Annotated in this window: 21 protein-coding genes; 4 read left to right on the top strand and 17 right to left on the bottom strand. The window is 61.1% G+C overall.

Annotated elements, in window-relative coordinates; translation table 11 throughout:
• Window positions 1–100: 100 nt before the first annotated feature.
• From prsK to BT108_RS08040, 6 genes are all read right to left on the bottom strand, one after another.
• Window positions 101–2,170 carry an XrtA/PEP-CTERM system histidine kinase PrsK gene (prsK, locus tag BT108_RS08070; protein ID WP_072294027.1) on the bottom strand — a complete coding sequence of 690 codons (2,070 nt, stop codon included), beginning with the start codon at window positions 2,168–2,170 and terminating at the stop codon, window positions 101–103.
• A 22-nt stretch (window positions 2,171–2,192) separates the two neighbouring features.
• Window positions 2,193–3,590 carry a TIGR03013 family XrtA/PEP-CTERM system glycosyltransferase gene (locus tag BT108_RS08065; protein WP_072294026.1) on the bottom strand — a complete coding sequence of 466 codons (1,398 nt, stop codon included), beginning with the start codon at window positions 3,588–3,590 and terminating at the stop codon, window positions 2,193–2,195.
• A 672-nt stretch (window positions 3,591–4,262) separates the two neighbouring features.
• On the bottom strand, window positions 4,263–4,928 hold the full coding sequence (locus BT108_RS08055) for a response regulator transcription factor (protein ID WP_072294024.1): 666 nt from the start codon (window positions 4,926–4,928) through the stop codon (window positions 4,263–4,265).
• Between the two features lie 32 nt (window positions 4,929–4,960).
• Window positions 4,961–5,467, bottom strand: coding sequence for a response regulator (locus BT108_RS08050; protein ID WP_072294023.1), 507 nt, complete (start codon window positions 5,465–5,467; stop codon window positions 4,961–4,963).
• 48 nt (window positions 5,468–5,515) lie between these two features.
• Window positions 5,516–6,316: a S1 family peptidase gene (locus BT108_RS08045; RefSeq protein WP_072294022.1), complete on the bottom strand. Its 801-nt coding sequence runs from the start codon at window positions 6,314–6,316 to the stop codon at window positions 5,516–5,518.
• Between the two features lie 37 nt (window positions 6,317–6,353).
• Window positions 6,354–6,611 carry a DUF2024 family protein gene (locus BT108_RS08040; protein ID WP_072294021.1) on the bottom strand — a complete coding sequence of 86 codons (258 nt, stop codon included), beginning with the start codon at window positions 6,609–6,611 and terminating at the stop codon, window positions 6,354–6,356.
• Window positions 6,612–6,884: 273 nt separating this feature from the next.
• Between BT108_RS08040 and BT108_RS08035 the strand changes: the two genes are divergently transcribed.
• Window positions 6,885–8,549 (top strand): OprO/OprP family phosphate-selective porin, encoded by a 1,665-nt coding sequence (locus BT108_RS08035; protein ID WP_072294020.1) that lies wholly within the window; start codon window positions 6,885–6,887, stop codon window positions 8,547–8,549.
• A 42-nt stretch (window positions 8,550–8,591) separates the two neighbouring features.
• Here the strand turns inward: BT108_RS08035 and BT108_RS08030 are convergent, their stop codons facing one another.
• The 6 genes from BT108_RS08030 to BT108_RS08005 all read right to left on the bottom strand — a co-directional run bounded on the left by BT108_RS08030 (window position 8,592) and on the right by BT108_RS08005 (window position 16,209).
• Entirely contained in the window at window positions 8,592–11,684 is a 3,093-nt protein-coding gene (locus BT108_RS08030; protein WP_072294019.1) for a DUF748 domain-containing protein, read from the bottom strand.
• 122 nt (window positions 11,685–11,806) lie between these two features.
• The gene (locus tag BT108_RS08025) at window positions 11,807–12,199 is read right to left on the bottom strand and encodes a DUF2784 domain-containing protein (protein ID WP_177257279.1); all 393 of its coding nucleotides are present in this window, start codon (window positions 12,197–12,199) and stop codon (window positions 11,807–11,809) included.
• 108 nt (window positions 12,200–12,307) lie between these two features.
• Window positions 12,308–12,862 carry a TlpA family protein disulfide reductase gene (locus tag BT108_RS08020; protein ID WP_072294018.1) on the bottom strand — a complete coding sequence of 185 codons (555 nt, stop codon included), beginning with the start codon at window positions 12,860–12,862 and terminating at the stop codon, window positions 12,308–12,310.
• Window positions 12,863–12,942: 80 nt separating this feature from the next.
• Window positions 12,943–14,910, bottom strand: coding sequence for a protein-disulfide reductase DsbD (dsbD, locus tag BT108_RS08015; protein ID WP_072294017.1), 1,968 nt, complete (start codon window positions 14,908–14,910; stop codon window positions 12,943–12,945).
• The gene (gene cutA / locus BT108_RS08010) at window positions 14,907–15,236 is read right to left on the bottom strand and encodes a divalent-cation tolerance protein CutA (RefSeq protein ID WP_083566312.1); all 330 of its coding nucleotides are present in this window, start codon (window positions 15,234–15,236) and stop codon (window positions 14,907–14,909) included. The genes dsbD and cutA overlap by 4 nt, the downstream gene beginning before the upstream one ends.
• 76 nt (window positions 15,237–15,312) lie before the next feature.
• On the bottom strand, window positions 15,313–16,209 hold the full coding sequence (locus tag BT108_RS08005; protein WP_072294015.1) for an SDR family oxidoreductase: 897 nt from the start codon (window positions 16,207–16,209) through the stop codon (window positions 15,313–15,315).
• Window positions 16,210–16,250: 41 nt separating this feature from the next.
• Between BT108_RS08005 and BT108_RS08000 the strand changes: the two genes are divergently transcribed.
• The gene (locus BT108_RS08000; protein ID WP_072294014.1) at window positions 16,251–17,300 is read left to right on the top strand and encodes a CDP-6-deoxy-delta-3,4-glucoseen reductase; all 1,050 of its coding nucleotides are present in this window, start codon (window positions 16,251–16,253) and stop codon (window positions 17,298–17,300) included.
• On the opposite strand, the gene BT108_RS07995 is transcribed toward BT108_RS08000, so the two are convergent.
• The 5 genes from BT108_RS07995 to hemC all read right to left on the bottom strand — a co-directional run bounded on the left by BT108_RS07995 (window position 17,292) and on the right by hemC (window position 21,533).
• Window positions 17,292–18,098, bottom strand: a complete 807-nt coding sequence (locus BT108_RS07995) for a heme biosynthesis protein HemY (RefSeq protein WP_072294013.1) — start codon at window positions 18,096–18,098, stop codon at window positions 17,292–17,294. The two genes, BT108_RS08000 and BT108_RS07995, sit on opposite strands and share 9 nt — an antisense overlap.
• A gap of 28 nt (window positions 18,099–18,126) precedes the next feature.
• Window positions 18,127–18,609, bottom strand: a complete 483-nt coding sequence (locus BT108_RS07990; protein WP_072294012.1) for a heme biosynthesis HemY N-terminal domain-containing protein — start codon at window positions 18,607–18,609, stop codon at window positions 18,127–18,129.
• Window positions 18,610–18,670: 61 nt separating this feature from the next.
• Window positions 18,671–19,783: a uroporphyrinogen-III C-methyltransferase gene (locus BT108_RS07985; RefSeq protein ID WP_072294011.1), complete on the bottom strand. Its 1,113-nt coding sequence runs from the start codon at window positions 19,781–19,783 to the stop codon at window positions 18,671–18,673.
• 17 nt (window positions 19,784–19,800) lie between these two features.
• On the bottom strand, window positions 19,801–20,571 hold the full coding sequence (locus BT108_RS07980; protein ID WP_072294010.1) for a uroporphyrinogen-III synthase: 771 nt from the start codon (window positions 20,569–20,571) through the stop codon (window positions 19,801–19,803).
• Window positions 20,568–21,533, bottom strand: a complete 966-nt coding sequence (gene hemC, locus BT108_RS07975; RefSeq protein WP_072294009.1) for a hydroxymethylbilane synthase — start codon at window positions 21,531–21,533, stop codon at window positions 20,568–20,570. Before hemC ends, BT108_RS07980 begins: the two co-directional genes overlap by 4 nt.
• Window positions 21,534–21,647: 114 nt before the next feature.
• Between hemC and ppc the strand changes: the two genes are divergently transcribed.
• Window positions 21,648–24,458, top strand: coding sequence for a phosphoenolpyruvate carboxylase (gene ppc, locus BT108_RS07970; protein WP_072294008.1), 2,811 nt, complete (start codon window positions 21,648–21,650; stop codon window positions 24,456–24,458).
• A gap of 104 nt (window positions 24,459–24,562) precedes the next feature.
• Window positions 24,563–25,912, top strand: a complete 1,350-nt coding sequence (gene miaB / locus BT108_RS07965) for a tRNA (N6-isopentenyl adenosine(37)-C2)-methylthiotransferase MiaB (RefSeq protein ID WP_072294045.1) — start codon at window positions 24,563–24,565, stop codon at window positions 25,910–25,912.
• Window positions 25,913–25,945 lie beyond the last annotated feature (33 nt).

Raw genomic sequence — 25,945 nt, 5'->3', positions numbered from 1 at the left:
CATGTTCTAATTGCATATGCATGTTTCGCTCCATCTCGCTTCGTGAACATCTGGCCACCGGAAAGGCGCGGAATGGTGGTGTCTTCCGGTTCCGCGGGCGCTATGTCATGAACGCGGCATGATCATCGCCAGAATGCAGTGGCAGGATGATGCGAAAGGTCGTGCCATCCGACTCCCTGCTGTCGACCTCGAGCTTGCCCCCGATCTCCGAAACATATTCCCGGCTTTCGAATACTCCGATGCCCATGCCGGCCGACTTGGTGGTTTCGAACGGCTTGAAAAGCTTTTCCCGGATGAATTCCTCGCTCATGCCGCGCCCCGTGTCTTCGATCTCCACGACCGCGGAATTCATTTCCTCCTTCAGCCGGATCTGGACCTTGCCATCCCTGGGCGTGGCCTCGATGGCGTTCTGTATGAGATGGCCGATGACACGCTCGAGCCGGGCCGGATTTGCGTACACTGCCAGATTCGGAGTGAGAATCTCGACGGTGGGTTTCGGTTCGGTGACGGACTTCGATTTCGCCGCTTCCTCGAGCAGTCCCGCAATCAGCAGCGGGATCGCTTTTTCCGACGAATCGCCGCTGCTCAGTTTTTCCAGAAGACGTCTCATCTTGAGTACGGACAGGCGCACCGTTTCGATCATGTCCTTCTGGAATTCCGGGTTTCCCCGGTGCTTTTCCACGTTGGAAAGCAGGAGCGACAGCTGTGCAACCAGATTCTTCAGGTCATGCACCACGAAGGTGGACATGCGGTTGAAGGATTCGAACTGACGTGCGACCAGCAATGCATGGGCCGCCTCATCTTGAGCTAGGTAGCTTGCTGCCTGATTACCGGCGACCTTGAGCAGATCGCTGACTTCCCAGTTCAGTTTTACGCGACTTCGAGGTTCTGCCAGCACGACAAAGCCAAACAGCTTTCGATGCTGGATCAGAGGCACCACCAGCCAGGCCTTGGGAATCGCCAGCAGCCATTGCGGAAGGGCGATGCCTGAATATTTGTTGGGGTTTGCCGCATATTCGTGCAGCTCGATCACCCATTCCTTCTGTTCCAGAAATCTGCAGAAGGCGCTATCCGAAGGTTCAGGCTCATCCGTTCCCGTCATGTTCCAGCGGGTCGCGGGTTCATGGTTCCCGGTTTCCCGGCGGATCCACAGGCCACCCCCAGGACTTTCCACCAGCTGGGCCAGGGCCTGTATCACACGCTCGCCCAGGACGTGTTCACCGGTTGAGAGAGTGCGCGTGAACTGCAGCCATTCCTCGCGGTAATCATAGTTGTAGCTGAAGAAGTGCTTGCTGATCGAAACGCGCAGCCAGGAGCGCAGGGTACCGGAGAACAGCACCAGCAGCAGCAGGATGATGGCGCCGAACAGGAAGATGACCTGCATGATGGTGCCCCAGCTTCCTCCGAAGAAACGCAGGTAGTACCCGGCAGCGGCCATTGTCAGCAGGTAGGCGGCGGCGCCGAACAGCGCCGCCGAGTAGAACAGGATGCGGCGTGATACCGTGATGCCCAGCGCCCACTGCGGATTGCGTGCCGCGGATACGGCCACCAGTGGAATGACCAGTGCGTTTACGATGCCGCGAGCCGTCCAGATCTCTGGATTGATGTGCTGGAGCAGCAGCGCATCGCTGTACATGTAGAAATCGTAGGCGAAGATGCCGCCGATGCCGAGGCAGGCAAACTTTATGCTCCAGCGTTGCTTGACAGGCGTGTTCCGGTATAGCTGCTCGACCAGTATCATGCCGAGGATAGCCATGGCGATGCTGCCGATGACGTTGTAGCCGGTGTCGTCGACCGCGTACGGCGATGCCTCGAAACTTCCGTGGGTGTGCAATGCGGCGGCGAGGCACGCCAGGTACAGCACGGCGATGATCGTTATCGCCGACCTGATTCTCAATGCCGTCTGCCGGTAGAGTCCCAGCAGCGCGATCACGAAGACCGACCACCCCGCATTTCTGAGTATCTCCATGACGTCCGTCATCAGAGAAAGCGCGGAAGCCTGATTGACCTGATAGGCGAGCATCGATGCCCACAAGGCGGAAAGCAGGCAGGCGGTGGAAAGCGCCACGCCATGCAGACGGCCCCGCCAGCGTGTCAGCAGCAGTGCCGCCAGCAGCAGGCTGGCCACTGCCGACACGGTGTAGCTGATGGTCGCGATGCTGGTCAGCATGGCTGGACGGGGGGCTGGAGCATCATCTTCCTCCCTTCCCGAGCACCACGACCTCTATGGTGTCGATCAATATGATGACGTCAAGAAAGAGGCTGTGGTTCTTCACATAGTACAGATCATATTGAAGTTTCTCGATGGCGTCGTTCAGCGACGCGCCGTAGCCATAGCGGACCTGTGCCCATCCGGTGATTCCAGGCTTGATGCTGTGCCTGACGTTGTAGTAGGGAACCTCCTGGCAGAGCTGATTCACGAAATAGGGTCTTTCCGGGCGCGGACCGACGATGCTCATCTCGCCGTTCAGGACATTAAATATCTGTGGCAATTCATCGATCCGCAGCTTGCGGATGATCCTGCCCACGCGGGTCGTGCGTGGATCGTCCGCTATCGCCCACTGCGGTGTTCCGCCCTTTTCCGCATCATTTTTCATGCTGCGGAACTTGAGCACCATGAAGGTCTTGCCGCTTTTCCCGACCCGTTCCTGGCGATAGAAGACAGGAGCGCCGTCCTCGATCACGATGCACAATGCCGTCACCAGCATCACGGGCAGTGTGACGATCAACAGCAGCGTGCTGGCAACCAGATCGAACCCCCGCTTGATACCCGATCTGAGCGGGCTCTGGTCGAATCCTCCGCCAAAGACCAGCCAGCTCGAATACAGGGAGTTTACCCGGATCTGGCCTTGTTCCCGCTCGAAGAAGGCGACCGAATCGGTCACCTTGATCCCGCTGAGCTTGCATTCCAGCAGATCCTGGATGGGAAGGTAGCCGCCGCGCCGCTCCTGGATCGCGATGATGATTTCTCCTGCACCATGCTGCCTGGCCAGCGATACCAGGGGATCCATTCTGGGCAGCACGGCGGAGGCGGGTACCTGCCGTTCCTCGTCCTGCAAGGGGACGAAGCCGATGATCCGCAATCCATGACGATGGGGATCCCTGGCGGTCTGGTCGATGAATTCCCGAGCCTTGCTTCCGATACCGAGGACGATGGCGCGTGATTCGAGTATGCCGAGGCGGGACCACTTCAGAAAGGCCGCGCGCGTCAGGAGAATGCCTGACAAGGCCAGCAGCATCACCAGGCCAAGTATGCCGCGCCCCGAGTACAGGTCGGGCAGCAGATAGAAGATGAGGGTCATGATACCGAATCCCAGCAGCATCGACGGCATGAGGCGGAACAGGGTATCCTTGAGATCCGGGCGAAAATCCAGCTGATACATTCCCATGGCCGCCATGCTCGTCACCATGACAACGGTAAACGTGGCGGCGACCGGCAACAGGGAGGTGAAGGTGAAGGGGAGCAATTCCATCTGATTGAGGAAGCGCAGGCCCGTCCCCAGGTAAAAGGCGATCATCAGCACGAAGATTTCGGTGCCGATGAGGAAGACCGTGGTTCTGGAAATATAGTGATTGTAGATACGGAACAATTCCGACTCCTTCTGTCACATGACGGACTGCTGACGAACCGTCAGCAGTCAGAGAATGTCATTGACATACTGGTGTTCATGCCGCTCAGGATGATTTTCAGGCAGATCCGGCGGGAGCCCCGGAATGGCCTGGATGTCGGGTACCCAGTTTCAGCCCGGTATCGGTCATCGCATCCGCCGCATTTCGGCGGGCCCGTTCCGGTTCAGGAGGCATTCGTTCAGGAGCGGCTTCCTGCAGGCGGTGGATTCTCGCATCAGACACGCATGCATCATATCAACTCCATCGATGAGAACAATTGGACTTTGGTACGTCACCTGGTGTTTGAAGGAATTGGAAAGTTCCGGTATTCCAGGCGCCGGCCTCTCAGCCTGGATTGGGGATTTTTCCGCTGCCCGATGCTCCGGGCCGGTCACAGCGTGATTCCCGATCCAGCCGGGGTATTCCCGCCCGCTTCGTAGTCCAAAGAATACCATGGCTATCCTGCGATCCCCACGGAGCAAGAGATACCAATCGGGACCGAGGGGGCATGCCGTCGCGTCCCCGCCATGCTTTCTTGATGGATGATCGCGTGTTCGGCGAACGGGGGCTGGAAGGGAGGGGCGATTCAGGGAAGCTTCCGAGGAACGGGGATCCCTGATACTGATCAGGTCATGATCAGATGCGATCGAATGTCAATGTCCTAAATTGGTCGAGCTTCTGGGCGGCATGGAGCCCTTCACGATCAATGCCAGTTTGAGCCGATCCGCCACATCCAGTTTGCGGAAAACCTCGGTCAGATGCGCCTTTACGGTGCGTTCGGTGATATCCAGTCGCCGGGCGATCTGCTTGTTGGACTCGCCGTCTCCGACCAGAGTCGCGATTTCATACTCGCGCCGGGTGAGGTTGGCGAGGAGATCGCTGACAGCCTGCTTGATCTTGTTCTTTTCCTGCGTGATCGTCACCAACTCGTTCAGGAGGTGCCAGCTGAGCGTGCGCCGGATCCACAATTCGCCCTGCTGTACCGCTTCCACGACGCTTCTCAGCTGTGTCGGATCGATATCGTGCCTGCAGCAACCCCTTATTCCGGTTCTGAACAATCCCCATTCGGTCTCGTCGGAGATGGCGCGGCTCAGAACGATGACCTTGGTTTCCGGACTCAGCCGCATCAGGTCGGTAATCCCATTCGGCTTTTCCAGCTCGGGTAGGTCATGGTCGAGCAGGAGAACCTGCGGCTTGGAGCGCGTCAGTTCGTGCCTGACCGCGTCGAGTCGGGTTGCGCTGCGGATCGGAGCAAGGTCGTCCACGGCTTGCTCCCAGCGCAGCAGATCATCTTGGGATGGACTGGCCAGCAGGATCAAATACGTCTTCCTCCAGGAATGTTGCTCATAGATCAGTGGACCACCTTGTCCATGATCTTGCCGAGCATTTTGCGTGTTACCCAGATTTCCCCTCGATCCACCATGCGCACCGCTTTCAGGAAGTACAGCGGATCCGTCTCATGATTCAGGTAGCCGCGCGCGCCGCTGGCCAGTGCCTGCAGAATCTGTTCTTCCTCGGCTGATGGATCCGTCAGCAATACCACCAGCGTCTTCGGACATTTGCGCTGCAGGGCATCCAGCAGGCCGTAATTCCACTCGGGGGACTTGTCGAAGCTGATAAACAGGATACGAGGACTGATCTGAGCGATTCTGGAGACGACCGCATCGATCGAATCATCGCCATGAAGGAGTGCGTGATCCTCGGGCGTGGTGCGGGACGAGTCGGCTCCGACGTTGGCCAGCAGCTCGATACCTTGCCCGCCTTGCAGTGAGCGTTCCAGTTTTTCGCGTCTGCTGGCGTCCATGTCGGCTATGGCCACTGTGACAGTTTGCATGGTATCCCCGCTCAGTTTGCTCATCCTTGGGATTATAGAATTACTTTGGAGCAGAGGTTCAAATTTTTTGGATCAAAGCCTGCTTTGCAGAAGCTCATGGATATAGTTCACGGGAATCGCATAGGTGATTCCACTCGGATTGCTGAGCGCCGCTTCCTTTTTCCCCTTTACAAACACCATATTGATGACACCGTATACGATTCCCGTCGTGGGATCGTAGAGGGGGCTGCCGCTGCTGCCTGGGTAGGCGGTGCCATCCAACTGAAACACGGTGTAGGCGGATTTCTGAAGCTGCCCGATCAGTTTTGCATTGAGCTGTCTCGAATTGTGCGCGGGCAGCACGATTGGCGTGATCGAGGAAACCATGGCACGGTGCGTGACGGGATAGAATCCCAGGATCATGCCGATCGGGAACCCGGTGAAGGCCAGGCTTTGTCCTTCTTTCACCTTGCTCGCCTCGCCGATTCGCATGGCGGGCAGGGCGGAGCCCTCGATCTTCAGCAGACTCAGGTCGTGCTCCCTGTCGACGGCGACGATGGTCGCCGCCCGCAACTGCGGTTCGCCTCCTTTACCGACAATCACCGTATAGGCTTCCTTGTTGACAACATCCAGTACATCGGGGAGGACATGGGCACTGGTGACGACGTGCAGCCCATCGTCCAGGACGAAACCCGTACCCATGATGCTGACCGGTGGAGAGCGCGTTTTCTGGACGGTTCCCACTCCGACAATCGAAGGTTTGATGGATTCGATGGTCCTGATGAGATCCACCTCGTTTGCCCAGAGCGGGGAGAGCGGCATCAGGCCGAGGATGGCGAAGCCCTTGATGCAGTCGAGGAAGCAGGACAGGAGGGTGTCCCGGATACGGGTCATGATTGCCCGGTATCGGGATACTTTCGCAGGTGTACGTTCAATTGCAACCTTCCATCTTGTAGATGAAGTACCCATTCTGATTGATCGCATCGGCGACGTGGTCAGGTGCGCCCTGGCTGTGACAGAATCTGCATTCCCTGCTGGTGACGGTTGCATCGCCTTCCCCGATCGAATTCAGCCATTCCTTGGCGTACTCGACCGCCTTCTGGTCATCCCTTTCCGCGGTAAATACATCGAAGTGCATCGTGTGGCCGTCCTTGGCCCTGACGTAGGTATCGTATACATGGATTTCCATCGCGTGATTCCCTCATGGGTTGAACATTCTGAAAGTGAAAGGTGCAGCTCTTCTTGCGATTCGAACGACGCAGGCCACATAGCCTATCATGACGGCAGAAAAAGTGGAATGTGACATGCGTCCGGAGCAGGACTGTGATCCGCAGGGGCAGTGATTCCAAATCTTTACATATGTTACATATGTCATCGAATTGTTACAAAAATGAAATAAAAACGACACCCCCCTGCTCTACCCTCGGTTCGATCTTCCATCGACCACGAGGAGCACCATCGGATGAGATCGTCCAGATTGGCTGTGGCTGTGCTCGCCATTTCAGGCGCGGGCATGATCCCGTACGGGTATGCCCTGGATTTATATGTGGATACCAAGACCGAGCAGGTGTATACCCGACCCGGACCCGGTCGGGTCCATCTCGGTTCCTTCGTGCGCGAGGATGCATCCGTGACGGCACGCAACGAGCCTCGGGACGGCGCCGGGGGCCGAACCGGCACATCCGAATCGGCGTCGGCGTCGGCAGGCGGTGGCGGGATATCCGCGGTGAAGTCCGGAGAGTCCAGCCTTGCGGGAAATCCTGTCTCGCTGAAAGAACGGGCAAAGGAAAGCGAGGACGCGCACATCGAGTTTGATGGCGGAGCCCCCCACTTTGCCAGTCAGGACGGCAATTTCACCTTCGCGATCAACGGTCGCATGCAGGTGGGCTCACAGTACAACTTCATCAACGATGTACTCCCCCCGGCGGGCAGCAGCCTGCCCAACGAACTGAACAGCGGAGTGACCCTGCGCCGTGCCCGCCTGGGTGTCGAGGGCACGTTCTACAAGATATGGGACTACAAGTTCGAGTACGATTTCAGCCGCGGCAACGGTACTGTGGAGTCCGGCATCACCGATGCGTTTGTGCGTCTCAACGTCAATAAGCCTTTTTCGGTCAAGGTCGGCTCCTTCAAGGAACCGTTCAGTCTGGAAGAAGCTACCAGCAACCGTTTCCTGACGTTCATCGAGAGGCACATGTCGGTGAATTCGTTTGTCGATAATCCCAACACGTACAAGGTGGGAATCGGTGCCAACTACGCCCTGCCACGCTTCCAGATCGGGGTCGCCTTCCAGACCGAGCCGATAGGGGCCTGGTCGTCCGCCTCCACGACGGTCAACGTGGCGGGCAACAACAGTCGCAATAACGGTGCCGGCGACACCGGCTGGGAGGGCATCGGCCGGATCACGGGTCGGCCCTGGATGGAGGACGAGACCCGCTTCCTGCATGTGGGTGTTTCCGTCGGACATACCGTCGTCAATACCCGTTATCGTGCCGATGGCACCATCAACGTCGGTCCGAATCAGACCGGCGGTGGGGGTGGGATGGCGTTTGCCGCCACACCGGGTACGAATGTGGACAGAACCGCCATGCTCGATACCGGCAACCTGAGCATCGGAAACCGGGGTGCCCCGGGTGCGCGGCGTATCGACAGCTATGACCGCTATGGGGCGGAAGGCTGGTTCGTGTATGGACCGCTTTCGATCCAGGGCGAGTATCTGCGCACCAACATCAACGGGGAAGGGTATGACGGAGAACATCTGGTCGGCTACTACGGTTTTGCCAGCTACTTCCTGACCGGCGAATCCAAGGCCTACCACGTACGGAACGGTGCCGCCAATCGCATCAAGCCGATGCAGCGGTTCCAGTGGGGTGGGCCGGGCTGGGGTGCATGGGAGATCGCCTTCGGTTACGACTACCTCAATCTGAGCAATGGAGTCATCCGTGGCGGGAAAGCCGACATGCTGCGGTTCGCCCTGAACTGGTATCCCTATTCGCACGTCAAGATCCAGAACAACATCACCTACGTTCTGAACGTGGATACTACGGGGTCTCCGTCCCCCCGTGCCGCGGCCTTCAATAATGCCGATCTGAGTTCCTTCCTGACACAGATCCAGGTCGATTTCTAGTACCCCGGCAGTCCATGCCCCCATGGTCGCGCGGCATGGCTGCTATCGGAGCGAGAATTCCGCGCGGCTGCCCGACTTCCTGTCGCCCTGCTCCGTCTCGGTGTCGTCACGGGTTTTGCCCGCAAGCACGAAAACGCGATCCCCCGAGATACCGCCCTGTTCCACCAGCCAATCGCGTGCCGCCACGGCGCGCCGCTCGGCAAGATCGCGCATCTCGCTGTCCCCGGCGTCGATATTGGCCAGTATCAATTGCTCCATTTCCGGTACCGGCAGGCTCTTGGTCAATCCCACCATGTTTTTCGGCTTGGCGAATTTTTCTTCCTTGTAGGCGAGCGTCAGATACTTCTCATACTCCTCCGGCTTGACTTCGACTTCATCCAGAGTGCCGCCCGCCTTGCCTTTCTTCACCTCTTCCGAAAGCTTCTGTGCCTTGACCTTGCGCGCCAGCATTGCGCGCTTGAGCGCTTCGGGATCGTGCTCCGGATCGATTCTTCCAGTGATCTCCAGCTTGAGTGCGGGTCGGTCCGTCAGCGCCTTGGACAATGCGTCAAGGCGTTTCTCAGCTTCCGGCGTGACTTGCGCCAGGCCTGCGGAATACTCGATCGCGGACAGCTCCTCGTCGTCACCGAGCAGCGAACCCAGCAGAGCGAAAGGTGCCGTGGCTGCCTTGGTCAGCAGATTGACGATCACCTTCAGGATCAATCCGCCGATGCTGAACTGGGGATCGTTGATGGAGCCGCTGATCGGCAGGTGCACGTCGATCTCGCCGTGCCTGTTCTTCAGCAGGGCCAGCGCCAGATTGATCGGCACCGACAGCGCGTCCGGGCTTTCCACCTTTTCTCCCAGGGTCAGTTGATCCAGAAAGACATTGTTTTCGGCCTTGAGCTCCCCTTTTTCGATATGGTAGTGAATATCGACCGATAGCTTGCCCTTCTCGATGGCATAACCGACGTACTTCCCGGAATAGGGACTGAAGGTTGGCATGTCGATGCCTTTTGCCGTCGCCGCGATGTCCAGGTAGAGCTCACTGCCCAGTGGGTCGATCTTGCCTGCGATTTTAAGCGGCGCGGTCCTGTCCACGGTTCCGCGGATATCGATCTCTCCCCGTTTCTTCGGATCCAGCGGTCCCACGCGACCGGCAAGCCCTGTCAGATTCGCCCGGTAATTCGGCCTGATGAACTGGTCGTGAAAGATGACGTTGCCTCCCTGCATCACGATGCGGCCGATACGGACCGGCAGCGGCTTGGCAGGGTCCGGTGGCGCGGCGGGAGGTACCGGTTTCTCCCCCCGCCCCGGCTCGTCATCGGTGGCAACGATATTCTGGAGGCTCAGCTTGCCCTCTGGCGACAGGATGGCGTAGGCGAAAAAATCGGCGATCGAGACCGAACTCACGTCCACCCGCAACGGTGCGTTGATGAACTTGAGGCCGTCGATGTCGAGACTGCGCCAACGCACCAGATCCGTCGCGGTCGTCTTGTCGAGCACATTAAAATTGGCGAAGCGGCCCGTGCCATCCACCGCCACCTGCAGCGGTGTTCCGTTTGCCTTGACCTGACCCTTGAAGGAAGCTGAGCCGCGCGTGAGCAGCGCATTCAGCTGTTTTCCGGCCCAGCCCTGCAGGGCGACCAGATCGATGTCCCGGGCGTCGATCGCGAGGTCCGTCGCAAGCGGCGCCCAGGCCAGGGAACCGCTGGTTTCCAGGCTGCCTTTCTGGTTGACCGAGGCCTTCAGCGCCAGTTCCAGGGGTGTGGCGCCGGTCGCATCGATATTGCTCACGGTCAAGTCCAGGGGCTCGACTACCAGCGGCGCGACTCTGGTCAAGGTGCTGTCTTCGTAACGCAGTGCCGCGGCGACCAGCTTGGCCGTTTCCACACGTATCGTCCACGGCTTTTCCGCCACCGCCTTCTCGGGTACGGGGAGGGGCTGTTCCGGTGTCGCGGTGCTGCCGGGCAACGGCGAAAAAAGCCGGACGAGGTCAATGCTGCCATCGGCTTCACGCCGCATCGATGCCCTGAACCCGTCCAGCGTGATCATGCCGATCACTACCCCCTGTTCCGCTGGGTCGACCGTGGTATTCTCTATGCCCAGACGTTGCAGGGAGAGTACCGGTTCCGCATCGTCATCGTTCTTGCGCGTCATCGACGCGTCCGTCAGGCTGAGTCCGGCGCGCGAGGGTGTCTGGCCGTTCAGGTTGAGTTCCACCAGGTTGACGTCGAGGCGATCGAGCTTCCCGACATATGGCGTCTGCACCGCCTGGTTTTCGATCCCTATGCCCCGCAGCGTAGCGGTGCCCGTCAGCACCATGCTGGGGGATTCGCCCTCCGCCTGGGAAAAGATGAGCGCCAGGTCGCTGTCGAAATAGCCGGAAAGCAGATGGATGTCCACCGGGATGGGTGAATATTCGTCGATCCGGGTCAGGTCGATTCCCGAGAGCTTCAATTCCAGGGACGCTTCGCGTTTCGTCGTGAAAGGACGCACTTTGCCATTGAGGGCCAGCGGCGAGCCGTTGATCCTGGCGCTGAAGTGCGGTTCCACCCAGGTCGTTTCGTAGTTCTCGAAGTTGGCGACGAACGGGACGCCGATACGGATATCCGAGATTTCCTGGCGGCTGTTCTTGACCCGGTCCACGAATTCGAAATGTCCGCCTTCGATAGTGATATTGCTCACGGAGAACAGGGATTTTCCGCCGTCATCAGGGCGATTCATGAAATCTTCCAGCAGATCCGTGATGTTGAAGCGTTGCTCGCCTTCACGCACGATGCGTATCGCCGGTCCTTTCACCGACAGGGCGCTGATGACCGGTGCGCGGTGGGTGAGAGAGGCGCTGCTGAGGTCGGTATACAATTCGTCGATGGACAGCAAGAACTTGTCGGCGTCCTCATCCGAGGCTTTCTCGGCTATGCGGAATCCGCGCACCGTCAGTTCCAGCGTATAGGGCTGGATCTCGATGGACTGCACCGTCACCGGACGGCGCACGGCATCCGACAGCAGCGTCTCGAGTTGCGTCTTGAGATAGCCTGGAAGCCAGAAATAGCCAAGCAGCCCAAAGAGGGCGACGAGCGCGATCAGACTGCCCAAGACGATTTTCAGGCGCCTGCTGCGGATGAAATTCTGGAAAGAGGATGCAGAAGCCATGTTCGTGGAAGTTCCCGCGGATGATGTCGGATACCGCCAGGGAGTGAGATACGTACCGATTTTGCCTAGCCCATCGGGACTTTACGCCCAGCATGGGCATGGGGTCAATGATCTCGCGGCAATCAGGATGCGGGAGGCGGCGGGCGGGAGGGGCGGACACAGGGTGGAAACAGCAGGAAAGTTGCCATGACCAAGCCTGCGAAGATCACGTATAGCATGGTCAGCATCCCTTCCGGCACGTCATGGAACAGAATGCGATGCAGCCACCGCCGGATGAAGCTGCCGGCGTTTCTTTCCGTCTGGCGCAGCGCGTCCTCCAGCAGGGTGAGGGGGCATACCACGCCCGCGAGCGATTCGGCGGCGACAACAAAGATCGCTCCCAAATGAGCCAACCGGAACGAACGATTGTGGACGAATCCCCATTTCATCCATGCGCCTGTCCAGATCAACGGGAGGCTCCCCACCACGAATGCGGCGAATGCAAAATGCACGACCAGTACAATGTCGGCCAGCATCGTGTCAGTCCGGGTGCTCGTTCATCCAGCCAGCCTTGTCAAGTGGTTGTGCGAACAGAGTGCATTGCCGGATCGTCAGCCTGTGCGGCGCCCCTGCGCCTCCTGCCCCTACAGCAGCGGCCGGATCATGGCTTCGAGCTTGCTGTGGCTGAGCCGTCCAAGCTTGGTTCCGATAAGGCTGCCGTTGCGGTCGATGATGGCCGTGAAAGGAAGCGCGCCCTGGCGATTGCCGGCGGTGCCCGCCAGTTTCATCGCCTGCAGGTCGCCGACCAGCACCGGATAGTTGATGCCGATTTCCCGGCTGAAGGCAGCCACTCTTTCGCGATCGTCCACGGCTATGCCGACGAACACCAGCCCCTGGTCGCCGAATTGCCGCTGCAGTTTGATGAACTCGGGAATTTCCTCGCGGCAGGGCTCGCACCACGTTGCCCAGAAGTTCACCACCACGACTTTGCCGCGCCACTGCGAGATGGGCTGGGCCACACCTTGCAGGTCGGGCAGGCTGGCCGCGAATATCGCGTCGGCCCCCGTGTTCCTTGCGGCGCCTTCCACCGTCTCCGGGGAGGGGGCATTGGTGGCGAGCTGCGCACGCAGCAGCAGGCCGGCGGTCACCGCCACAGCGGCGATACCGAGATACGTCAGCACTTGTTGGAGTTTGGTCATGAATCGGATGGGATGAAGGCCAGTAGGATGAAATAGGATTTTTCGACCACCGGCGGGCAGACCCGCCAGCGAGGCCGTTATCAGATCAATATCGCGTCGAGCACCGAGAGAAAGCTGTCTGCGTTCTGATATCCGATGAGCCGTACGCGCGAGATTTCGCGTCCCTGGCGATCGAGGAACAGGATGCCGGGTGGGCCGAACAGCTTGAAACGCTTGAGCAGCTCCGTGTCCTGGGGAGTGCCGGCAGTGACATCCGCCTGCAGCAGCACGACCTCCTTCAGGCGCGCTTTCACCCGCTCATCGGTGAACGTGAATCGTTCCATTTCCTTGCACGAGATGCACCAGTCGGCATAAAAATCGACCATGACATACTTGTCGCGCGATTCGAGGATGCGCTGATCGAGTTCCGACACCGATTTCACGCGCTGGAATGCGAGGTGTCCGGACTGAGCCACACCCGGTTGCGCCGCACCGCCTCCCGCATTGGAAATGTTCAGGCCCGACAGCGGCTGAAGGATGTCGCGGCTGCCCGACAACGCCCCGATCAGCAGGGCAACGCCGATCAGCAGCGAAATGATGCCCAGTCCCTTCATGAATCTGCGGAATCCCGAAGCCTCGGGTCGCAGCGGATCAATGGCGTGCAGGTAGACGGCGGAGACGATCAGCAGGGCTGCCCACAGCAGCATGTGCGCCACTGCCGGAATCACGGGCGATATCAGCCATATGGCAACGCCCAGGAGCAGAACGCCGAAGAATTGCTTGACCGACTCCATCCACGGACCTACCCTGGGCAGCAACGCACCGGCGGAAGCGCCCAGCAGCAGTAGCGGCACGCCCATCCCCAACGCCATGACGAAGAGTGCCGAACCGCCCAGCACCACATCACGGGTCTGGCTGATGTAGAGCAATGCGCCGGCCAGCGGAGCGGCCACGCAGGGGCCGACGATGAGCGCGGAGAGCGCCCCCATGCCGAAGACCCCCGTCAATTGCCCACCCCTGATATGTCCCGCCTCTTCGGAGAGCCTGCTCTGGATCGAAGTGGGCAGTTGCAGCTCGTAGAAGCCGAACATGGAGAAGGCCAGCGTGACGAAGACCAGCGCGAACCCACCCAGCACCCAGGCATTCTGCAGCGCGGCGGACAGCATCGCGCCGGAGAGTCCGGCCGCAACGCCCGCTGCGGCGTAGGTGATCGCCATGCCCATGACGTAAGCCAGCGACAGGATGAAGCCGCGGGTCTTGGTGATGTGCTCGCCACGCCGGGCGATGATGCCTGACAGGATCGGAAACATCGGGAAGACGCAGGGCGTGAACGACAGCAGCAGGCCAATGCCGAAAAAGCCGGTCAGGATCAGCCAGAAGCTGCCGCTTTCGAACATGCGTTCGATCCTGAGGGATTCGGTTTCGATCGCCGGACTCTGAACCGAAGATCCGAACAGGTCTTCCACTGCGGAGCCAGGCTTGGGATTCGACGGCGGAATGGCCGCCACGGCACTGCCGCTCACCGTATCGGCCATGGCACCGACCGCCGCCCTCGCGGCTGGCAGCGTCAGTTCGATGACCTTGCTGATCGGCGCATAGCAGACGCCTACCGGCTCATTGCAGCCCTGGTAGGTCGCGACGAGGGTCAACCTGTCGGTCGACGCATCCTTGCGGTGCAACGAGATCACGGCGTCGAACGGCCGATGATAGACCTCCACCTGACCGAACGTCAGGTCGCTTTTCATCGTGCCTGTGGGCAGTGCGATGTTTTCGATGGAAGTACCGGCATCCTGGGGCTTGAAGGCGACCTTGTCGCGGTATAGATAGTAGTCCTTCGCCGGCTCGAATTGAGCCACCAGCGTTTTTTCGTCACGCACCTTGATCGTCAGCTTGAAAGCCTGGTCCGGCGGCAGCAGTTCCGGCTCTTCCGGCTCCAGGCGCGTGCCAAGCTGCTTCAGTCCTTCGAAAAGGCCGAGCGAAGCTTCTCCGGCCTGGGCATGCGGCCCGAGCAGGCAGGCCCATATCAGCAGGCAGCGAAGCAGGTGTAGAAGCAGTATGGAAGGATTCATTCCTCGTCCGACAGCGGGGTTTCATCCGCTATCCATTTCAAATAGGCGGGCAGGCCGCCTTTTATTGGGACAGCAATGATTTCAGGTAGTTCGTAGGGATGTGCCGACACGATCAGCCGTTCCAGACGGCTGTAATGCCGTGCCGTGGTCTTGATGAACAACGGCACTTCCCCAGCGGTTTCGCATTTTTCCTGCCAATGATATACGGAGGTGCACTCCGCCATCACGTTCACGCAGGCCGTCAGGCGCGCCTCCACCAGTTTGCGGGCAAGCGCCAGGGCCTTTTCCCTGTCGGGAAGAGTGGTGATGACCAGTATGGATTCCATGGTAGTTGGCTGTATGGCCTCCTGCGCGAGCATGTCCCCGCGGCCCGGCTTACCGAGACACGGATTCTACCCGCTTTCAGCGGACGTCGAGCGTGTCGCCGGCGAGATATGCGGCGACTGTGGGATGACGCAGCCTGACGCGCAGTTCCCGCTTCATGCGGATATTCGTCAGCCGGCGCGATTCCTGCATGAACGACAGCATGCCTGGCGAGATATGATTTCCCGCCTGGGCACGGGCGATGCGCGGGGGTCTCGGGAGATCGAAGCGATCTGCCACCAGATCGAAGTAATCACCCATCTTCAGTTGCGAGTCGTCGCATGCATGGTAGAGTCTTCCGGGCCGGGCACGACGGAGGGCGGCCGCGATGATGCGGGCGAGGTCGTCCGCATGGATATGGTTGGTGTAGCCGTCCTCCTCGGGCAGCAGCGCGGGGGTGGAGGCGCGCAGGCGGGCCAGCGGCAGGCGATCCGATGCGTAGATGCCGGGCACCCGCAGGATCGATACGCTGACCTGGTTGCGTCGCCCCCAGCGGCGTATCTGCCGCTCCGCATCAAGGCGGCGCAGTGCGCGCCCCGTCTGGGGATTGACCGGACAAGTCTCGTCTATCCGCTGTCCTTTGCAGTCGCCGTATACCCCGCTGGTGCTGATGTAGATTAGCTGTTGTGGTAACATGGCCGCTTTTTTCCGGGGCCGCCTCGCCAATGCCGCCAGAAGATTCGCCGTGCGGAGGTCGCGTGCGCCGTGATCGGGCGGAGGAGCCAGATGCAGCACGGCGTGCGCCATTCCCGCGAGCCGTTGGAGGGTTTCCGGGATGTCGAGATCTCCGGCGACCGGGGTTACGCCCTGAAGGCGCAGCACGGCACGCTGTTCCGTCCTGCGGGAGAGGCCCAGCAGACGGTAGCGTGCCCGCAACAAGGGTGTTGCGCGCAAGGCGACATCGCCGTAGCCCACGATCAGGAGGGTGTGCTTCATTTCATGTGTTTCCATACTTCTTGCCGACGCTTTCGTAGCCGATGCCGCATCAGATAACCATCCAGCCGAGCGGGCACGTGGTATCTGCCCAACCGGGAGAAACGATTCTGGAGGCGGCGCTGCGCGAGGGGTACTCCCTGCCGTACGGGTGTCGCAACGGCGCCTGCGGCACGTGCAAGGGCAGGATCATACAGGGAACGGTCGATTTCGGCAGCCATAACGAGGATACGCTGACGGAAGACGAAAAGCAGGCGGGCATGGCCTTGTTCTGCCGTGCGACACCTTTGTCGGACGTGGTCATCGAGTGCCGCGAGATCGGTGCGATCAAGGATATCAGGATCAGGACCCTGCCCTGCCGCGTGCACCGGATGGAACGCGTCGCCCCGGATGTGATGGTGATCTTCCTCAGGCTTCCTGCCAGCGAGCGCCTGCAGTTCCTGGCGGGGCAGTATATCGACATCCTCATGAAGGATGGCAGGCGCCGCAGCTTCTCGCTGGCCAATGCCCCCCACGATGACGAGCTGCTGCAACTGCACGTGCGCAACTACCCTGGCGGCACATTCGCCGAGCATGTATTCGGGCGCATGAAGGAACGGGATATCCTGCGTTTCGAAGGGCCGCTCGGCACCTTCTTCCTGCGCGAGGAGTCGGACAAACCCATCATATTCGTCGCCAGCGGTACCGGCTTCGCTCCGGTCAAAAGCATTCTGGAGCACGCCTTCCACGTTCGCCATCTGCAGAGCGGCGAACGGCAGATGGTGCTGTACTGGGGCAATCGCACTCCGGCGGACCTCTACATGGCGAACCTGGCCGGAAGCTGGCAGCAGGCCCATGACAACTTCACCTTCATTCCGGTATTGTCGGATGTGTCTCCTGCGGATGGCTGGACCGGGAGAACCGGCCTGGTGCACCAGGCCGTGCTGGAGGACTTCGACAGCCTGGCAGGCTACCAGGTGTATGCCTGCGGCACACCGGCGATGGTCGCGGCGGCGCATCGCGACTTTACCCGGTTGCGTAGTCTGCCGGAAGACGAGTTTTTTTCAGACGCATTCATTCCCTCCACGGTTCCATCGGATTCATCGCTATCCTGAGCGTGCCTTCCCTGCCTCGTCCGGGGTCGGCGGGCCGGCATCCGGCGCCCGCCGCCGCAATGCCCATTCGAGGGCCTGTCGATAATGATGCTGTGCCAGTTCCGGATGACCGCTCCTTTCGTCGAGGCTGGCCAGAGCAAGATGGGCGGAATGGCCGGGCTCCACGGACAGGCTCGCCTCCAGGTAGCTGCGTGCCTTGCCCCACAATTCGCAATGGGTGCATAGCCTGCCGAGCGCCAGCAACAGGCCGGCATCACCGGGATGGGAGGGAAGCCATGCCTCGGCACGCTCGATCTGGCCGAGGACATCGGTGTCCGGGCATGTTCCATACAGTCCGGCCAGTTCGGAATTCCAGTTCTTGTCCAGACTTTGCTCGATGATCCGGCGGGCGGTGGTACAGTCGCTCAGCGCCACGCATGTGCGGACCGCCGCGGTGGCCACGGTGCCGTCAGCCCTGTCGGCCGGCGACAGGGCTTGCCAGTATTCCCGGAATGCCTGAATGCTCGGCCTGTTTTTCAGATTCTGGGCGTGGGCATGGCAACGTTGCCTGCGTATCGACGTCTCGTCGAGGACATCGTGCCGTTGCAGCAGCGACAGCAAATCAAGTACGGCATCCCAGTTTTCCAGGCGCTGCTGGGCCTTCAACTCCAGGCGCAGCAGGGCGGGATCCGCTGGATTGCCCCGAAGGCGCAAGGTCCGTGCTGCCTCCAGTGCCGCTTCCGGCCGATCCTGATCCAGCAGCAGTTCGGCCTGGGTCACGAGGCGCAGGAATACTTCTTCCGGCGCGGCGGTTTCCATATGTTCACATGAAAGAAGTGTCGATTGACTACCATCGGCGCAGGAATACTTCTTCCGGCGCGGCGGTTTCCATGGCGGCAAGGAATTCATCTCGCCCGGAGAACTTCCCGAGCGCATGCGCGCAACGCGCAGCGACCACGGTGCTGATCGCCTGGGCGATGGCCGGTTCCTGCAGCGCCAGTGCCGTGGTGGCAGACTGTTCCGCCTTGTCGTAGCGGCCTTCGAAGAAGGTGCGGAGGCTTTCCAGCAGGGCATCATTGGCTTTTTCACGTCGCCGCCGCCTGCGGAATTCCCCGATCTCGGAGGGCAGTCGCAGCGCCACCAGTGTCAGCCACACGACAAAGTAGAGGATGAGGACCAGCCCCAGCAGCAGAACTATGGCCAGGCTGAGCGACAGTTCGATACGGTAGGGCGGCGCCGTCACTCGTACGTGTCCCTCTCCGTACTGTAAAAGGAAGGCGGCTGCAGCGGTCGTGCCGAGCAGGGCCAGCAGCCAGAGGACCCACTTCATGCCGGATCCGGCAGCCGCTGCAGCAGGCCTTGCATCAAGGAACCCATGAATTGCCGCTGGTTCACCGGTTTTTCCGTTCTTGCGCCAGACGATGGCTGCGTATCGCGTCCAGGCTTGCGGAAATGCGGGGCAACTCGACGTCGGACGAATTGTCCCGCAACCGGTTCAATGCATCCAGCATAACGATGACCCCCTGAGCCTCGCTGTCGTAGTAGCGCCTGATCATGTCGATGGCGTCGTCGATGTCGATCCTGAAGCTCGCCATGTCGCGGGCAAGCATGGCAAGTCGCGCGGACAGCAGCCGCAGTTTCAGGTTCTCGCGCAGGAAATACGCCTCGGATGGCGACAGCAGGATGGCATCCGGTTGATCGGTGCGCTGGATGTGAACCAGCTGCCTGATGTTCTTCCATATTTCATGCAGGAATCCAAGCCAGGTGCTTTCCGCCGCGTGGGCTTCGGTTGAAGGTGCAGCGGGGGCCGGCGGACGCGAGTCCATCGCCAGCGGCAGCTCCATGGCGGCAGCGGCGAGCCGGGCGAGGTGCAGGCTGATCTCGGTGCTATCCGTGTGGGGCACCGCTTTCAGCGCGTCCATGTCCTGTGCCAGCACTCCGCGCAGGGACGACAGTTGGGGACGGTCGAGGCGTTGCAGGCGGGTATCGGCTTCCTGCATCGCGATCAGCGCCGCCTTGACGTTGCCGGCCAGCTGCAGCTGGCGGTCGGCGATCAGCAGCAGTTGCTCGATTTCCTCCAGCGCGACTTCGTCGCGGTTGCGCGTCAATTCCTGGTAAAGCGCTTCCAGGGCCAATTGCTGGCTCTGGGATTCGGCCACCCGAGCCTCGAGCTGGTCGAGCCGCCCTGCCAGGCGATGCCCTCCCGCTGCGGCTTCGGAGGCAAGCTCGTGCGACATCTTGCCTGATGCATCCGCCTGGGCGAGGCGCCTGCCCAGTTCGAGCCGCAGATCCGCGACGTGGCTGCGGGTATCGTACCACTGCCACGCCATGGCCGTGAAAAACACCAGGGCAAGGACCACGAGGGCAGCCATCTGCCGAGGTTCGCTGGCCGGGTCTTTCCGGCCAGGTTCCTGCGGCGGATCGGAGGGGGATTTCACGGGCGCTGCGCCCGGGGAGACCCGGGCGGGATCGGGTGAGTCGGTGGACCGAATTTCCTCGTTCATGGCGTCATGCCCTGCCGTTAGCCCGCTTTCGGCTTGAAATGATCCAGCAGACCCTGCAGCAGCCCGGCGTCGCCCATCGAGGTCGGCACGATGCGCTCGAACCCGAGCTGCCGGGCGGTGTGGACGATGCGCGCGTGGGGCACGAACAGAGGTATCCGCATGAGCCATGCCTTGTCGCTGCCGGCCATGTCGCACAGGTTGCGCAATCCCTCGCTGCTGGTGACGACGATGGCCCCGATCTCTTCTCGCGCCGACCCGTGCAGCGGCGAGTTCGCGTCGGAGGCGGGCCGGGCGCGGCGATAGCATTCGGCGTATTCCAGCAGGGCGCCGCGTGCGCGCAAGGCTGTTCCCAGTAGTTCACGTCCGCCGTTTCCCCGGAAAACGATCACGCGTCTGCCTCGGACTGCCTGCAGCAGCGGCAGATCGAGCAATGCTTCGCTGTCGAAGCCTGCAGCGGGAACGACCGGATCATGGATACCCGCTTCCCGCAGCGCCCGGGCGGTGCCTTGTCCGACCGCCACGAACCCGGGGCGCGAGGGAGGCCATTTCTTTCCCATCAGGCGCCGTGCCCCGGCGACGGCATTGGGGCTGACGAATATGGCGATGTCGAATTCCTCCACACGGCCGATCAGGCTCGACAGCAGGGGTGTATCCTCCACGGCGAGTATCTCCAGCACGGGAAGCAGGAAGGGCTTGCCGCCTACGGAACGTATGGCGGCAGCAAGATCCTCTGCCTGGCGCACGGGACGCGTGACCAGGATGCCGATCCCGGCCAGAGCTCCGTTCACGAAGGGCTTGCGGGTGCCGTCGCGGCTGGATCCAGCGCCGCCAGAATCTCCGCTGCGCCACGTTCCTTGAGGGCGTCCGCCAGCCGCGCACCAATGTCCGCACCCGCCCCGGGCTCACCTTTCACTTCATCTCTGACCATGTGGATGCCGTCCGGGCTGGCGACGAATCCGCGCAGCCGCAATATACCCTCGCGGATTTCAGCGTATCCTCCCAGCGGCACCTGGCAGTTGCCGCCCAGCGCCCGGCCCATGGCCCGCTCTGCTTCCACGCACCGAGCCGTGTCGGGGTGGTGCAGCGGCTGCATGAGTTCGAGCAGGTCCGGCCGATCGGCCCGGCATTCGATTCCCAGCGCGCCCTGCCCCACCGCCGGCAGGCTCGACTCAGGGCTCAGCACTGCAGTGATGCGCTCGCCCAATCCCAGACGCTTGAGTCCCGCCGCGGCCAGAATGATCGCCGCGAACTGTCCCTCGTCCAGCTTGCGCAGGCGCGTCAGCACGTTGCCGCGCAGGGGTTCCACCCGCAGATGCGGGAAGCGCGCGCGCAGTTGGCTCTCGCGCCTCAGGCTGGACGTTCCCACCACCGCTCCCTCAGGCAGCTCCTGAAGATCGCGGTACCGGTTGGATACCAAGGCATCCCGCGGATCCTCACGTTCCACGATGGCAGCCAGCACGAACCCCTGCGGCATCTCCATGGGCACGTCCTTCATGGAGTGTACCGCGATGTCTGCGTGACCGGATTCCAGGGCCTGTTCCAGTTCCTTGATGAACAGTCCCTTGCCGCCGATCTTGGAGAGGGATTTGTCGAGTATCCGGTCGCCCTGCGTAGTCATGCCGGATATGCTGAACTCGGTTTGTGGGTATAATTCGGACAGCCGTCCACGGATGAAGTGTGCCTGCCATAACGCCAGCGCGCTTTCCCGTGTGGCGATCACGATTTTATCGAGGCCAGATGTATGGGGCATTATCAGTTGGTACAATCAGTTACGAAATCATCTCCAATCTCCATTCTAGCACGCCGCCCGCAAACCCGGACCCCGACGTCCGGAGCGGGTTCCGTGTCCGGACGCTACTGAAGCATGGAGTCCCTTCCTGCCCGGTACGACATTGATGGCAATCACGCGCACGATCCGGACGATTCGGGAAAGGATAATCCTCTGAGGGAAGATATTCGTCTGCTGGGACGAATCCTCGGCGATACCCTGCGTGAGCAGGAGGGCGAGGCCACATTCGATCTGGTCGAGAATATCCGTCAGACGGCGGTGCGTTTCCGGCGTGACCAGGATCCCAGTGCGCGGCAGAAGCTGGACGAGATACTCAATCAGCTCAGCAGCAAGGCCACGGTGGCAGTCGTGCGTGCGTTCAGCCATTTTTCCCAGCTTTCCAACATTGCCGAGGACATGCATCACAACCGCCGGCGCCGTACCCATCTTCGCGCGAGATCCTCCCCTCAGGCGGGCAGCCTGGCGCAGGCGCTGGATCGGGTGCTGGATGGCGAAGACGGTGCCGCCGCACTCGCCGGCTTCTTCGCCAAGGCGGTCGTTTCCCCGGTCCTGACCGCTCACCCCACGGAAGTGCAACGCAGGAGCATATTGGATTGCCAGCTGTCCATCGCGCACCTGCTGGATCAGCGGGACCGCGTACTGCTGACGCCGGAAGAGTTGCGCCACAACGAGGAAGAATTGCGCTGCGCCATCCAGATACTATGGCAGACCCGCATGTTGCGGCCGGAGCGTTTGTCGGTGTACGACGAGATCAAGAATGGCCTGGCCTATTATCGCTATACCTTCTTTACCGAGGTGTCGCGCCTGTATGCGGAAATCGAGGATCTCCTGGAACGCCGGATGGGCCCCGGCGTACCCCATATTCCGCCGTTCCTGCGCGTCGGCAGCTGGATCGGAGGGGATCGCGACGGCAATCCCTATGTCACTCACGAAGTCATGCTGCATGCGGCCGAACGCCAATCGGCGCTGGCGCTGGATCATTATATGGGTGAGGTGCACCGCATCGGCCGCCGCCTCAGCCTGACGCAGCACCTTGTCGATGTCGGCGAAGAACTGGCGGAGTTGTCCAGGATTTCCCCGGATCGTGCGTCCAGCCGGCTCGATGAACCGTACCGGCGCGCGCTGATCGGCGTCTACGCGCGTCTCGCCGCGACCAGTCAGGAACTTGGTCATGCGGTTCGTCAAAGACGCTCGGTCGGCCCGGCCGAGCCTTACGCAGACAGTGGAGATTTCATCCGGGATCTGGACATCGTCATCAATTCCCTGAAGCGGCACAAATCGGATCTGCTGGCACGTGGGGAACTGCGCCACCTCAGGCGTGCAGCCGAAGTATTCGGGTTCCATCTGGCTCCGCTCGACATGCGCCAGCACAGCAATGTTCACGAGCGGGTCGTGGCTGAACTGTTCGAGTCCGGAGCCCGGCGGGCAGGGTATTCCAGCCTGGCCGAGCAGGAGCGTATTCGATGGTTGCAGGATGAGATCGAGAGTCCCCGGTTGCTGCGCTCGCCGTATCTGGAGTATTCGACCCTGGTGCAGGGCGAACTGCACATCCTGCAGATGGCAGCCGAAGTGCAGCGGCGCTTCGGGCGCGCTGCGCTGCCGAACTACATCATTTCGAAGACCGACGGCGTTTCCGACATGCTTGAAGCGGCCCTGCTCCTGAAGGAAGTGGGGTTGCTGCAGGCCGGGCACACGCCCCGCCTGCACGTCAACATCATCCCGCTGTTCGAGACCATTTCGGATCTGCGTCACTGCGGCGGCATCATGGATGCGTTGTTCTCCCTGCCTGGCTATCGCCGGCTCCTGGATTCGCGTGGCAACGTGCAGGAGGTGATGCTGGGCTATTCCGACAGCAACAAGGATGGCGGTTTCCTGGCCGCCAACTGGGAGCTCTACAAGGCTGAAACCGAGTTGACCAAGGTGTTCGCCAAGCATGAGGTGGAACTGCGCTTGTTCCATGGGCGCGGCGGCACCGTCGGGCGCGGCGGCGGGCCGAGCTACCAGGCGATACTGGCGCAACCGCCGGGGAGCGTCAATGGCCAGATCCGCATTACCGAACAGGGCGAGGTCATCGGCAGCAAGTATGCCGATCCCGAGATCGGCCGGCGCAATCTCGAAACCCTGGTCGCCGCCACGATGGAAGCCACGCTGCTGAGCCACGATGCCTTGGGCGCGCGCGCCGCCGAATACTATCCGGTGATGGAGGCGCTGGCGCTCGACGCCTACACCGCGTACCGCGATCTGGTCTATGAGACCCCGGGATTCAAGCGCTACTTTCAGGAATCCACCCCCATCCGCGAGATCGCCGGCCTCAATATCGGCAGCCGCCCGCCGTCGCGCGTGCAGTCCGACAGGATAGAGGATCTGCGAGCCATTCCCTGGGTATTCAGCTGGAGCGTCAATCGTGCCGCGATTCCAGGCTGGTACGGGTTCGGTACGGCGATCGAGGCGTACCTGCGGCGGGAAGGCGGAGCCGACAAAGGACTGGAATTCCTGCAGGAGATGCACCGGGCCTGGCCGTTCATGCAGACACTGCTTTCCAACATGGACATGGTCCTGGCGAAGACGGACATGGGCATCGCTTCGCGCTATGCCGAACTGGTGGGTGACGCGGCGCTGCGCGAGTCGATTTTCGGGCGTATCCAGTCGGAATGGAATCGCAGCGTGAAGTGGCTGTTCGCGGTGACGGGACATACGGAGCTGCTGCAGGACAACCCGACCCTGGCGCGCAGCATTCGCAACCGCACGCCCTACATCGATCCCCTCAACCACCTGCAGGTGGAACTGCTGCGCAGATATCGCTCGGGGGACACCGACGATGCGGTCAAGCGCGCCATCCAGCTGACCATCAACGGCGTGGCTGCCGGCCTGAGAAACAGTGGTTGATTCATGATGCCCGCATTCGGTTGCATGGCGATGGTTCCGACGCACTCGCGGGGGAGCCGTTCCCCGGCGGATTCGGGGGCGTGGCGGGAATGGCGAATGCGCACATGGTGAAAAAGCTCTACATCAAGACCTTTGGCTGCCAGATGAACGAGTACGACTCGGACAAGATGGCGGATGTGCTGCACGCTGCGCACGGCACCGAGAAGACCGACGAGCCAGGTGATGCGGATATCATATTGTTCAACACCTGTTCGGTTCGAGAAAAGGCCCAGGAGAAGGTATTCCACGATCTGGGACGGGTGCGGCACCTGAAGCGGACCAATCCTGCATTGCTCATCGGTGTGGCCGGATGCGTGGCCAGCCAGGAGGGCGCCGAGATCGTGAGGCGGGCACCGTACGTGGATCTGGTCTTCGGCCCGCAAACCCTGCATCGCCTGCCGCAGCTGATTTCGGCGCGCCATGCCACCGGCCTGCCGCAGGTGGACATCTCGTTTCCCGAAATAGAGAAATTCGATCACCTGCCGCTGCCACGTTCGGAAGGCGCCACTGCGTTTCTTTCGATCATGGAGGGCTGCAGCAAGTACTGCAGCTTCTGTGTGGTGCCGTATACACGGGGGGAGGAAATGTCGCGGCCGCTGGAGGACGTGTTGGTGGAGGTGGTGAGGTTGGCGGACCGTGGCATCAGGGAAGTGACGCTGCTGGGGCAGAACGTGAACGCATACCGCGGGACCATGGAACATGCGGGGCAGCGCGGGATCGCGGACCTGGCGCTGCTGTTGGAATGCATCAGCGATATTCCCGGGATCGAGCGTATACGCTACACCACATCTCATCCGCGGGAAGTCACCCAGCGGCTGATCGAAGCCTACCGGTTGCTGCCCAAGCTGGTGAGCCACCTGCATCTGCCGGTGCAGTCGGGATCGGATCGGGTGCTGCTGGCGATGAAACGCGGCTATACTGCGCTGGAGTATAAGTCCATGGTCCGGAGGCTGCGTGCCGCACGTCCTGACATCTGTCTCACTTCCGACTTCATCGTGGGTTTTCCCGGCGAGACCGAGGCCGACTTCGAGGCGACCATGAGACTGGTCGAAAGCATCGGCTTCGATGATTCCTTCAGTTTCATCTACAGTCCGCGGCCCGGCACGCCCGCCGCGGACCTGCCCGACGACACCCCCCACGACGTCAAGCTGGAACGTCTGCGACGGTTGCAGGAAGGAATCGCGCGGCAGGCGCAGGCCATCAGTCAGGGCATGGTCGGATCGCTGCAGCGGGTGCTGGTGGAAGGCTCTTCAAGGAAGAACAAGGATGAGTTTTGCGGTCGCACCGACAACAACCGCATGGTCAATTTTCCCGGCAATCCCGCAGATGTCGGAAATTTCGTCCGGGTACGCATCACCGCGGCGTTGTCCCATTCGCTGCGTGGAGAGATCGCGAGGGATCGCGGCGATGCTTGATCGCGGGAACGGCGATGTGGCGCCGGCCGGAAT

Source organism: Nitrosovibrio sp. Nv17 (assembly GCF_900119085.1).
Taxonomy (GTDB): domain Bacteria; phylum Pseudomonadota; class Gammaproteobacteria; order Burkholderiales; family Nitrosomonadaceae; genus Nitrosospira.
This window is presented reverse-complemented; position numbering and strand designations above follow the sequence as displayed.